Origin of the sequence: Candidatus Fukatsuia symbiotica (assembly GCF_003122425.1) — a bacterium.
Taxonomy (GTDB): domain Bacteria; phylum Pseudomonadota; class Gammaproteobacteria; order Enterobacterales; family Enterobacteriaceae; genus Fukatsuia; species Fukatsuia symbiotica.
On record NZ_CP021659.1, the window covers coordinates 582,639 to 595,561 of the forward strand.

Here is a 12,923-nt window from a genome sequence, read left to right on the forward strand (position 1 = left end):
AATCGAAAATTACAGCGCTTTCATGGTACCTTTCGGCAGAACGGCAGCCACAAAATCACGTTTAATCATCACTTCAGTGGTGTCATTGAGCGAAATAACAATATAACCCGTTTCTGCAACTTTTATAACACGACCCAGCAGCCCACCTGTGGTTAAAACTTCATCTCCCTTGGTAATTGAGTCCATCAATTTTTTGTGTTCTTTTGTTCGCTTCTGCTGTGGACGTAAGATCATAAAGTAAAAAATCAGACCAAATACCACCAGCATAATGATCATAGAATACGGACTTCCTTGCGCCGGATCACCAGCAGAAGCAACAGCATTGGAGATGAAAAAACTCATTAACATGACCTCATATTATTATTAACATTAATTATCAATCGGTTAAAAATTTTGCGAGCAATCACAGATTATTAGCCGTTTGATCCTAGCCACAAAACTCATAATTGCAACACTAAACCTCTAAATCAGGTTTCTCAATTCGCTTATAAAATTCTGTAATAACGCGGTCTAATGTACCTTCTTCAATAGCCTGACGTAAAGCCACCATTAAACGTTGATAGTAACGCAAATTATGAATGATATTGAGCCTGGCACCCAATATTTCTTTACAGCGGTCGAGATGATGCAAATATGCACGGCTATAATGACAACAAGTATAGCAATCGCAATTTTTATCCAGCTTGAATTCATCTCTCTTATATTGGGCATTGCGGATCTTAACAACCCCTTCAGTGACGAACAGATGACCATTGCGCGCATTGCGTGTTGGCATAACGCAATCGAACATATCAATGCCACGACGTACCCCTTCAACCAGATCTTGCGGTTTACCCACCCCCATTAGATAACGCGGTTTATCTTGAGGGATCTGTGGACAAATGTGTTCTAAAATACGGTGCATCTCTTCTTTCGGTTCACCCACTGCCAAACCGCCCACAGCGTAGCCATCAAAACCAATATCCTGCAGCCCATTTAGCGAAATATCACGTAAATCTTGATACACACTCCCTTGAATAATACCAAACAATGCATTTTTGTTATTCAGTTTATCAAAATGTTGGTGATGACTACGTGCAGCCCAACGTAATGACAATTCCATTGAACGCTTAGCATAGTCCCAATCGGCTGGATAGGGTGTGCATTCATCGAAAATCATCACGATATCGGCACCCAGATCCCGTTGGATCTCCATCGATTTCTCTGGGCTAAGGAATACCGTATTCCCATTGATGGGATTACTGAAATGAACGCCCTCTTCTTTTATTTTACGCATTGCTCCCAGACTAAACACTTGAAAGCCACCTGAATCAGTCAGGATCGGACCATGCCACTGCATAAAATCGTGAAGATCGCCATGTGCTTTGATCACTTCTTGGCCTGGACGTAACCAAAGATGAAAGGTGTTACCCAATAAAATTTGTGCACCACTGGCTTTGACCTCTTCTGGTGTCATACTTTTAACCGTGCCATAAGTGCCAACTGGCATAAACGCGGGCGTTTCTACCACCCCACGTTCAAAAACCAAGCGACCACGACGGGCGTACCCATCGGTTTTTTGTAACTCGAACTTCACATCACCCCCCAGAGATCAACGCATCTGATGTTGTTATCGTCTGAACTTCATTAGACGCCTTGCAAAACCTGCTACGTGCTGCAAATTCTGCGTTACGTGGTACTCGCAATCCTCATGTACTGCAACACTACGGTTGCTGCGCGCCAGGCGCCTTGACTTCACAGCACTGGCTTATGGCTATGGCTATGGCTTTGCAAGAAGTCTATTCACAACGATCTCGAATAGGCTCCAAGATTGAGTGCTTTATTTCTTCCTGTGCTGCCAATGGATTACGACTAATAAACATGGCATCACCATAACTGAAAAAACGATATTTTTCTCCGATCGCCTGTTGATAAGCCTTCATCGTATTTTTATAACCTGCAAAAGCAGAAACCAACATTATCAACGTTGATTCAGGTAAATGAAAATTAGTGATCAGTGCATCGACTAGCCGATAATGGTATCCAGGATAAATAAAAATACGTGTATCACCCAAAAAAGGCACAATCGCTGCATTTTTGCTGTTGTGAACCGCATTTTCCTCCGCATTCCTTGCGGCACTCTCCAATGAGCGCACCGAGGTGGTTCCTACTGCGATAACCCTTTTACCACGAGCCTTGCAGGTTAATACCGCATCAACCACAGCTTGTGGTACCTCGACATATTCAGCGTGCATAACATGTTGTTCGACATTTTCCACACGCACTGGCTGAAAGGTTCCTGCGCCAACATGCAAGGTAACAAACGCCATTTCGATACCTTTAGCACGTAACGCATCAAGCAGTGGCTGATCAAAATGTAGTCCCGCCGTCGGAGCAGCAACGGCACCTGGCCGTTCACTGTAAACCGTTTGGTATAACTCACGATCGACGGCTTCATCAGGGCGGTTAATATAGGGAGGTAAAGGCATGTGACCAATAGTGTGCAAGAGAGTGAAAACATCCCGTTGGTCATCAAAACGTAATTCAAACAGGCTATCATGGCGAGCTAACACAGTTGCTGGAATAACAGTGCCAACAGCAGTCATATCAACAGGCTGGTCATCACCCAATAGTAACGCGGTACCCGGTTTAGGCGCTTTAGAGGTTTTAACATGCGCCAACACCCGATGATCATCCAGTACCCGTTCCACCAAGATTTCTAGCTTGCCACCACTGGCTTTACGACCAAATAAACGCGCAGGAATCACACGTGTATTATTGAATACCAGCAAATCACCTCTCTGTAATGTCTGCAATAAATCGGTGAAAATGCCGTGCGTCACACATCCACTTTGTCCATCCAACGATAGCAAACGACAACCACTGCGTTGAGAATACGGGGAATGGGCAATCAACGACTCTGGCAGTGTAAAAGAAAAATCGGTAACACGCATGGGTTTCACTTCAGTTAGAAAACGTTCACTAAAAAAACAGGCGGCTTAGTCTAGAGCCACCCACAGTGAGCTGCAAGAAATTAATTAAAGAAGTGTTGCTACCCGTTAAAATATGATACGTATAAAATACTCAGTTGCCCGCCGCTTCACACTGACGACCTTCTATTGCAACTCCTGTTGTATTGATGATGTGATAGCCAATGTGGGGTTGAAAATCTATCGACAAGGTTGAAGCACTCTGAACCTTGTGTTCTCTCTCTTGTATTGGGACGTTATCGACGCTCATCCAGCCAAATTGACTTTCCTTGCCACTTACCGCCCTGATAATGAAACTGACTTTTTTAGGACTGAATTCTTTACACATGTATGCCGATCCCCAAGGACTCGGTTGTATGACAACCTGTTCCTGGGCGCCAAAACTCCAGCTAGTCTCTGAAAAACCGGCATGGGCATAATGGGTGGATATCATCAGGATCCCTATTGATAGCCGGAATGATGCTGTGCTAGCGCCACGAAAAATATTTCTCATTGCTATTTATCTCTTTTATCTGTATTTAGTCGTCTGTGTTTGTACTCCGTATTAGGCGGAAAAAAGTACAAAGTACGTCAATTAATATCAACTTATAGGAGTCATTTATGGTTTTAGTCACTCATGAAGCACCTGATTTTACTGCCGCGGCTGTCCTCGGTGACGGCACAATGGTTGACAACTTTAACTTGAAAAAACACTTGGACGGTAAAGCGGCCGTATTATTTTTCTGGCCACTGGATTTCACCTTCGTCTGTCCCTCAGAATTGATTGCTTTCGATCACCGCTACCAGGAATTTCAAAAACGTGGCGTCGAAGTTATCGGCGTTTCCATTGACTCACAATTTACTCATCACGCATGGCGTAATACCTCTGTTGATAAAGGCGGTATTGGTCCAGTGCAATACCCTATGGTAGCTGATATTAAACGTGAAATTGTTCAGGCTTACGGTATTGAACATCCAGCAGGTATTGCATTGCGTGCCTCTTTTCTCATCGACAAAAAAGGTATAATTCGTCACCAGGTGGTTAACGATCTGCCATTAGGCCGTGATATTGATGAAATGCTGCGCATGGTTGATGCCTTACAATTTAACGAAAAATGTGGTGAAGTCTGCCCTGCACAATGGAAAGCGGGTGAAGCAGGTATGGTCGCGTCACCCGATGGTGTGGCAAAATACTTATCTGAAAACGCCACTAAACTGTAATGCACCCTGAACTGATAAGATAATATCATTACCCCATAAACATAAAACCGATCTTTAGCGGTTTTATGTTTTATCTGGATAAAATTCGCTATCCAATAATTTGTTCAAACGACCCTAATTTACTCCGTACCCTTCTTATCCTTCTGATAACACACTTTAACGTAATAGCCAACCAACAGTAATGCTATCCAGGCCAATCCGACAAAAAGCGAGACACGAGTCGTAGGAAAGTAACCGATCAGGCCGATAATAAATAGCAGAAAAATAATGGCCACGACCGAGGTAAAAACACCACCCCGTAGCGGAAAATCCAACGCTTTTACCTGGCTTTGGTTCAGAGAACGACGAAAAGCAATTTGCGAGCATAGGATCATAATCCACACCCAAACCGTGGCAAAGGTCGCGAGGGATGCAATCACTAAAAATACTTTTTCGGGTATGAGGTAATTTAAGTAGACCGCAACCAGCATAGCCAACATCATCATCACCACTGTCACCCAGGGTACGCCACGTTTAGAAATCGCACTGCATACCTTAGGTGCGTGACCCTGTTCGGCCATACCATGCAACATACGTCCAACGCCAAAAACATCACTGTTGATCGCCGACACTGACGCCGTGATAACCACAAAATTTAAAATACTGGCAGCAACAGTGATCCCCAGATGTTGGAAAGTCAATACGAAGGGACTACCGTGGGTTCCCACCTGATCCCACGGGTAAATTGACATAATGATGAATAACGTACCGACGTAAAAAACTAAAATACGCCAAGGAACCGAATTAATCGCTTTAGGGATGGATTTTTTGGGGTCCGCCGCTTCACCTGCAGTAATACCGATAATTTCAATGCCGCCGTAGGCAAACATCACCAATTGCAGTGATAACAACATACCTATCACACCGTGACTGAAGAAACCACCGTTAGTCCACAGGTTATGTATTCCCGTCGGCGAGCTACCACCAATACCCCAAAAAATGATGCCAATACCCGCTAGTATCATTACGATGATAGTCGCCACTTTAAAAAAGGAAAACCAGAATTCCAACTCACCGAATACTTTGACGTTCATCATATTAATAGCGCCTATGATGAGCACGACACTTAATACCCAGATCCAATGTGGCACATCAGGAAACCATACCCCCATATAAATACCAAAGGCGGTAACATCGGCAATGGCGACGATCAAGATCTCAAAACAATAAGTCCAACCGGTAATATACCCTGCCATCGGCCCTAAATAATCCTGAGCATAACGCGAAAAGGAGCTAGATTGTGGATTATTAACCGACATTTCACCAAGAGCGCGCATAATAATAAACGCCACTAAACCACCGATGAAATAAGCCAACAGCACACTGGGGCCAGCCATTTTGATCGCATCTGCCGAACCATAAAATAGACCCGTACCAATCGCTGACCCCAATGCCATAAAACGAATATGCCGGGTGGTTAAACCACGCTTTAGTTTATTTTTGACTGGTAATTCCATAAAAGTCCCGTCTGGCGAAAGCCACGTCTACCAGCACGTGGCCGATGATAGATAACTATGAGTAGACCCCTTGCATAACCTGCAGCGTGGTGAGAGAACCACGGTTTTGCAAGAAGTCTATACCCAATGAATTTCGAGTTACGGCAAGGCGGCAATCAATCGAATCCCAGGAGTGTACAAGTAGTACATGACTGGGATAAGTGCGAGCAGCCAACGCCGCCGTAACTTGAAAAGCGAAGGGTATATTATTGTTTGGCAGCAATCCTACGGTAACAATTGATACGGTCGTAAAGGACGACCAAAACAAGCACCAACACGGACGGCGGCAGCCAAGCCAACCCTTGATCTGCCATTGGCAGATTCTGAGTCCAGGTAGGCAACAAATAGTCAAAGTTTGCCGCTTTTACCGCATCGCGAATACCAAACAATAGACTCACCAAGGTCACAGGGGCAATCACTACTTTCGCATTATGCCACCAGTGTAATGTGAAACTCAGTACTACCAGAACAATACAAGGTGGATAAATTGCCGTCAACACAGGGATAGAGACTTGGATCAGATGACTTAACCCCAGATTGGAGACCAACATTGAGAAAAGACCAAGAATAAATACTAAACTACGGTAAGACAACGGTAAATATTGACTAAAAAATTCAGCACAAGCACAGGTCAAACCCACAGCAGTAACCATACAGGCAATAAAAATCAAGGCTGCCAAAAAGATACTGCCCAAACTACCAAAGGTATGCTGCACGTAGGCATGTAAAATGACAGCACCATTTTGTGCATCTGGTGTCAAAACACCACTGCTTAAACCAAGCTTAAACAAACTGAGATAAAGCAGTGCCAAGCCGACACCAGCAATCACTCCCGCCCAAACGGTATAGCGAGTCAGTAAACCAACCGAAACAACACCACGGGAACGAGCGGCGTTGACAATCACAATACCAAATACTAAAGCTCCCAAGGTATCCATCGTCAAATAGCCATTAACAAAACCGGTGGAGAAAGGTGTTCGTTGATAAGCCTCGATGGCTGGAATAGGTGAACCCGCAGGCCAGAATAACGCGGCGACCCCCAAAACACCAAAAGCGATGATTTTCAACGGCGCTAGAATATGCCCTACAGTGTCTAACAAGCGACGGGGATAAAGCGAAATACCCACCACCAATGAAAAATACATTAGGCTATAGATCAACAATGCCAAACTACTGTCACCGGTCAAAGGAGCGATACCCACTTCAAAAGAAACGGTTGCAGTACGAGGAGTAGCAAACAAAGGGCCTACGGATAGATAACAAACGGTTGCTAATAGCAAGCCGGCACTACGACCAATAGGTGTACTGAGGGCATCAATACCCCCGCCTACCCGTGCCAACGCAACGACAGTCATCACCGGCAAACCCACAGCAGTTATCAGGAAACCAAGGGCGGCTAGCCAAACATGCTCACCTGACTGCAAACCCACAATAGGAGGAAAAATAATGTTACCGGCACCGACGAATAAAGCAAACGTCATAAAACCTAACGCCAAAATGTCTTTAAATGATAAATGATGACCCATAATTATTGCCCAGTTAAATGTTCAAAAAAAAATTGTTGATTTTTCGGTTCTATTAAAATGATAAGCCAACGATGGAGGCTAAGATAAACTTTTATCGTGCAGAAAGGCAAGCCAGTATGATAAAAGCAGAATTATTCTCTTAGATAAAATAAAATAACAGTCAAACACACTAGTGAGCAGCAAATATACATGATAATTTTTTAGGGTACGTGCTGAAAATTATTCTGTATCTATAACAATTAGACTTTTTGCAAAACCGTCGTTCGTTATGCGAAATCAAGGGGTATGGAGCGTAGCGCACATGAGGGGAGCGGGCACCAGGTAATGTAGAATTTGCAGCACGTAGTAGGTTTTGTAAGAAGTTTATTACTCACTGGACATCATCACGTATACTCAGTCGCTATATTTTCTCGTTACAGGTAAAAAGCACGTGTTATGGCCGGAAAAAAATTCACTAACAATCTAGTAGCGCCAAGAGACCACCAGGTAGAAGGGTTGAAACTGCCACCGTATTCGCTAGAAGCAGAGCAATGCGTGTTGGGGGCTTGATGTTGGATAACGAACGTTGGGACCATGTCTCTGAACATGTAACCAGTAATGATTTTTTCAGTCGGCCGCATCGCCACATTTTTACTGAAATGCAACGTTTGCTGGAAATGGGCAAACCGATTGACCTAATAACCTTGTTTACTTCTTTAGAGCAAAAAGGAGATCTCGAGGCTGTAGGAGGTTTTGCCTATTTGGCTGAGCTGTCTAAAAACACACCTAGTGTCGCGAATATCAGTGCCTATGCCGATATCGTGCGTGAACGTGCAATAGTACGCGAAATGATCTCAGTGGCAAATGAAATTGCTGACGCAGGCTATGATCCCCAAGGACGCAGCAGCGAAGACCTACTAGATTTCGCTGAATCTCGGGTTTTTAAAATTGCCGAAAATCACGTTAATAAAAATGAAGGGCCGAAAAGTATCGACAGGATTTTGGAAGATACTATTGCCCGTATTGAAGAACTTCACCGTCGACCTAATGATGACGTCACCGGCGTTACCACCGGTTACCAAGATCTCGATAAGAAAACGGCGGGGTTGCAAAAATCAGATCTGATTATTATCGCCGCACGTCCTTCAATGGGCAAAACCACCTTCGCCATGAATCTGTGTGAAAACGCAGCGCTAACCCAAGATAAACCAGTACTGATTTTCAGCCTGGAAATGCCTGCGGACCAAATTATGATGCGTATGCTGTCGTCGCTTTCTCGTGTCGATCAGACCCGCATTCGTACCGGTCAATTGAACGATGAAGACTGGGCGCGAATCTCCAGCACGATGGGAATATTGTTAGAAAAACGCAACATGTACATCGATGACTCTTCTGGTCTGACACCCACTGAAGTACGCTCACGTGCCAGACGGGTCTTCCGTGAACACGGTGGGTTGAGTCTTATTATGATTGATTATTTGCAATTAATGCGCGTACCGGCATTAATAGATAACCGCACCTTGGAAATTGCAGAAATCTCCCGTTCATTGAAAGCCTTGGCAAAAGAATTACAGGTGCCGGTAGTGGCGTTATCTCAACTAAATCGAGGCTTAGAACAACGCTCGGATAAACGTCCGATAAACTCGGATTTACGTGAATCCGGTTCGATTGAGCAAGATGCTGATCTGATCATGTTTATTTACCGCGATGAGGTCTATCACGAGAACAGTGAAATGAAGGGGATTGCAGAAATTATTCTAGGTAAACACCGTAATGGGCCGATTGGTTCGGTACGCCTGACATTTAATGGCCGTTGGTCACGCTTCGACAATTATGCTGCTCCACAATATCAGGACGGATAACCCAAAATCGGGTTACTGCCCCTCTAATAGCGGTTTCAAAAAGCGTGCGGTATCCGATCTCACGCATTTTGCTACTTCTTCTGGCGTACCGACGATCAGAATTTCTCCCCCCCATCTCCTCCTTCCGGGCCAAGATCGACAACCCAATCAGCCGTTTTAATCACATCCAAATTGTGCTCAATGACCACAATGGTATTGCTCTGATCTCGCAACTTATGCAATACAGTTAACAATTGCTGAATATCAGCAAAATGCAAACCCGTAGTGGGTTCATCCAAAATATACAATGTCTGACCGGTAGCTCGCTTTGAAAGTTCACGTGCCAATTTTATCCGTTGTGCTTCACCACCAGAAAGGGTGGTCGCAGATTGACCAAGGCGAATATACGCCAATCCGACATCAATCAAGGTTTGAAGTTTACGCGCTAAAGCAGGCACAGCGTCAAAGAAAACATAGGCTTCTTCAATAGTCATATTTAACACTTGGTAAATAGTTTTATTTTTATATTTCACTTCCAAGGTTTCACGATTATAACGCTTGCCTTGACATTGATCACAGGTCACATAAATATCTGGCAAAAAATGCATTTCAACCTTAATCACCCCATCGCCCTGACAGGCTTCACAACGCCCCCCTTTCACATTAAAGCTGAAACGTCCTACGGTATAACCCCGCATACGGGATTCAGGAACAGCCGCGAACAATTCACGTACCGGAGTAAAAATACCCGTATAGGTCGCCGGATTAGAACGCGGTGTACGCCCAATCGGACTTTGATCAATATCGATCACTTTATCGAACTGTTCTAGCCCTTGAATTTCTTCGTAAGATGCAGGTTCGGCGGTGGTGGCACCATTAAGTTCACGCTGAGCGATACAATAGAGGGTATCATTAATCAGCGTTGATTTACCGGAACCAGAAACACCAGTAATGCAAGTGAACAATCCTACTGGTAGTGTCAAATTAACATTTTTCAGGTTATTGCCTTTAGCACCAATTAACGTCAATACCTTGTCGGCATCATAAGGTACACGCTTTTCCGGAATGACGATCTGGCGTTTGCCGCTAAGAAACTGACCGGTTATCGACCGCGGCACCTGCATAATATCGCTAACAGTGCCTTCAGCCACCACTTCACCACCATGCACACCGGCTCCCGGGCCAATATCAATCACGTGATCAGCAGCACGGATAGCATCCTCATCATGTTCGACTACAATCACGGTATTACCCAAATCGCGCAGATGGATTAATGTTTCCAACAGACGTGCATTATCTCGTTGATGCAAACCGATAGAAGGCTCATCTAGCACATACATCACACCCACCAAACCGGCACCAATCTGACTAGCTAACCGAATACGCTGCGCTTCACCACCAGACAAGCTATCGGCCGAACGGCAAAGTGACAAATAATTCAAACCAACGTTAGCTAAAAACTTCAGCCGATCGCCAATCTCTTTTAATATTTTTTCAGCTATCTGTGCCTGCTGACCCGTTAATTTAATATTTTGGAAAAACGTTAATGCCTCACCAATACTCAACGCAGAAAGCTCGGGTAGCGTTTTTTCTTCGATAAAAACATGACGTGCTTCCTTACGTAACCTTGTACCTCGGCAGCAACTGCATAAACGATTACTGATAAATTTAGCCAACTCCTCACGTACCGCGCTGGATTCCGTTTCTTTATAACGGCGTTCCATATTGTGCAACACACCTTCGAATGGATGATGTTGTACTCTGATATCGCCGCGATCGTTGATATATTTAAATTCAATGACCTTTTTTCCCGAACCATACAACACTGCTTCTTTTATCCTGGAACTCAGCGAATGGAATGGCGCGTCAATATTAAATTTATAATGATCAGCCAACGAACGTAGCATTTGAAAATAATAAAAATTTCGGCGATCCCAACCACGAATAGCACCACCTGCCAAAGACAAATCAGCATTTTGTACCACTCTGTTGGGATCAAAAAATTGTTGTATTCCCAGTCCATCACAAGTCTGGCAAGCACCCGCTGGATTATTAAACGAAAATAAACGAGGTTCCAACTCACTCATGCTGTAACCACAAGTGGGACAGGCAAAATTGGCAGAGAAAAGCAATTCCTCAGCATGTAGATCATCCATATTAGCCACGACAACGGTACCGTTGGATAATTCTAAAGCCGTTTCAAATGATTCGGCCAAGCGCTGACATAAATCTTGCCGTGCTTTAAATCGGTCAACCACCACTTCAATGGTGTGTTTCTTCTGCAGCTCCAGTTTTGGCGGATCAGACAAATCACAGACTTCACCATTGATCCGCGCACGGATATAACCCTGTACTGCCAAATTTTCTAGTGTTTTACTGTGCTCACCTTTACGATCCTTTACCACCGGAGCTAACAACATCAGCCGACAACCTTCTGGCTGATTTAAAACATTATCCACCATCTGGCTCACAGTCTGTGCGGCCAAAGGTAAATCATGATCAGGGCAGCGCGGCTCGCCGATACGAGCGAATAACAAACGTAAATAATCATGAATTTCCGTAATGGTACCGACAGTGGAACGCGGGTTATGTGAGGTCGATTTTTGTTCGATAGAAATAGCGGGGGATAGCCCTTCTATATGATCGACATCGGGTTTTTCCATTAGCGATAAAAATTGACGGGCATAGGCAGAAAGAGATTCAACGTAACGACGTTGACCTTCGGCATACAAAGTATCAAAAGCCAACGAAGACTTGCCTGAACCGGATAGGCCGGTAACAACAATCAGTTTATCTCGCGGAATAATCAAATTGATATTCTTAAGATTATGAGTACGAGCACCCCGAACTTCGATATTATCCATGCCACCCTTTTCCGGTTGTCGAAAAAAAATACAACTAGTACCAAGCGGACGATTATGGCACAAAAAAATTGAATAGACATCCAGATCAGTGTGCAACTTATTCAGGCTATTGCAAGAAAATTGCGGGCCGTTTTGCGGTTATCAACCGCTATGTCGTTCTGCCTATCGCATGTTAAACTCAGTCGTTTATACTAAAAAATATACTGCAGCGGGAGAATCAACATGGCCAGTAGAGGCATAAACAAAGTAATTTTGGTTGGACATTTAGGGCAAGATCCCGAGGTTCGTTACATGCCGAACGGAAGTGCCGTGGTCAACCTCACCTTAGCGACGTCAGAAAGCTGGCGTGATAAACAAACCGGTGAACAGAAAGATAAAACGGAATGGCATCGTGTCGTGTTGTTTAACAAACTGGCAGAGGTGGCAGGTGAATATCTGCGTAAAGGTGCTCAAGTCTACATCGAAGGGGCTTTACAAACGCGCAAATGGCAAGACCAAACCGGTCAAGATCGTTACACTACCGAAATTATCGTTGGCATTAATGGCGTAATGCAAATGCTAGGTGGTGGTGGACGTCAAACGGGTGGTACACCTGCTAGCAACTTGCAAGACGGGGCGAACACGATGATGCCACCAGGTATGCCACTACAGGGTGGTGCGGTGCATGATGGTGCGCCAGGTTATCCGCCTCAGCAGCCATCGAGCAGCAAACCCTTTAACGCCCCTCCTGCGCCACGCCATGATCAATCAAGACCGGCTGTTCGGCCCAACAATAGCAGCGAGCCTGCAGAAGCTTTTGACGATGATATCCCGTTTTGAGCGGTTCGCTAAGCTGCTCAGTTTCTTGCAGGTGCGAGTCCTGCTGCAATAATTGGTTAGTTTGATTGCGTAGCTATGGCGTACATGTGGAAGGCGACTGAAACATGGAAGCAACGCCGGATAAACGTTGCCCCTGACCCAGTCCGTGGGCGCGCGCAAGCACACAGCCCGTAACGAAAGTGAACCTGAA

8 protein-coding genes and 2 pseudogenes are annotated in these 12,923 nt (G+C 44.7%); 3 read left to right on the forward strand and 7 right to left on the reverse strand.

The annotated features are described in order from the left end of the window. Window positions 1-9: 9 nt before the first annotated feature. The 4 genes from yajC to CCS41_RS02765 all read right to left on the reverse strand — a co-directional run bounded on the left by yajC (window position 10) and on the right by CCS41_RS02765 (window position 3,462). The gene (gene yajC / locus CCS41_RS02750; RefSeq protein WP_072550871.1) at window positions 10-342 is read right to left on the reverse strand and encodes a preprotein translocase subunit YajC; all 333 of its coding nucleotides are present in this window, start codon (window positions 340-342) and stop codon (window positions 10-12) included. Between the two features lie 112 nt (window positions 343-454). Then, a complete protein-coding gene (gene tgt, locus CCS41_RS02755) occupies window positions 455-1,576 on the reverse strand; it encodes a tRNA guanosine(34) transglycosylase Tgt (RefSeq protein ID WP_072550872.1) in 1,122 nt (373 codons plus the stop codon). 202 nt (window positions 1,577-1,778) lie between these two features. Then, window positions 1,779-2,933 (reverse strand): tRNA preQ1(34) S-adenosylmethionine ribosyltransferase-isomerase QueA, encoded by a 1,155-nt coding sequence (gene queA, locus CCS41_RS02760; protein ID WP_072550873.1) that lies wholly within the window; start codon window positions 2,931-2,933, stop codon window positions 1,779-1,781. A gap of 130 nt (window positions 2,934-3,063) precedes the next feature. Next, on the reverse strand, window positions 3,064-3,462 hold the full coding sequence (locus CCS41_RS02765) for a hypothetical protein (RefSeq protein ID WP_119963737.1): 399 nt from the start codon (window positions 3,460-3,462) through the stop codon (window positions 3,064-3,066). A 107-nt stretch (window positions 3,463-3,569) separates the two neighbouring features. Between CCS41_RS02765 and CCS41_RS02770 the strand changes: the two genes are divergently transcribed. Then, entirely contained in the window at window positions 3,570-4,169 is a 600-nt protein-coding gene (locus CCS41_RS02770; protein ID WP_072550875.1) for a peroxiredoxin C, read from the forward strand. A 119-nt stretch (window positions 4,170-4,288) separates the two neighbouring features. Here CCS41_RS02770 and proY read toward each other — a convergent pair whose 3' ends face one another. Together proY and brnQ are read right to left on the reverse strand one after the other, a co-directional pair. Continuing rightward, on the reverse strand, window positions 4,289-5,665 hold the full coding sequence (gene proY / locus CCS41_RS02775; RefSeq protein ID WP_072550876.1) for a proline-specific permease ProY: 1,377 nt from the start codon (window positions 5,663-5,665) through the stop codon (window positions 4,289-4,291). 245 nt (window positions 5,666-5,910) lie between these two features. After that, the gene (gene brnQ / locus CCS41_RS02785; RefSeq protein ID WP_072550877.1) at window positions 5,911-7,230 is read right to left on the reverse strand and encodes a branched-chain amino acid transport system II carrier protein; all 1,320 of its coding nucleotides are present in this window, start codon (window positions 7,228-7,230) and stop codon (window positions 5,911-5,913) included. Between the two features lie 435 nt (window positions 7,231-7,665). On the opposite strand from brnQ, the pseudogene dnaB reads away from it, so the two are divergent. Beyond that, window positions 7,666-9,071: pseudogene (dnaB, locus tag CCS41_RS02790) on the forward strand (replicative DNA helicase). A gap of 12 nt (window positions 9,072-9,083) precedes the next feature. Here dnaB and uvrA read toward each other — a convergent pair. Beyond that, a pseudogene (gene uvrA, locus CCS41_RS02795) lies at window positions 9,084-11,914 on the reverse strand (excinuclease ABC subunit UvrA). Between the two features lie 222 nt (window positions 11,915-12,136). Between uvrA and CCS41_RS02800 the strand changes: the two are divergent. Next, window positions 12,137-12,733 carry a single-stranded DNA-binding protein gene (locus tag CCS41_RS02800; RefSeq protein ID WP_072550880.1) on the forward strand — a complete coding sequence of 199 codons (597 nt, stop codon included), beginning with the start codon at window positions 12,137-12,139 and terminating at the stop codon, window positions 12,731-12,733. Window positions 12,734-12,923: the final 190 nt, after the last annotated feature.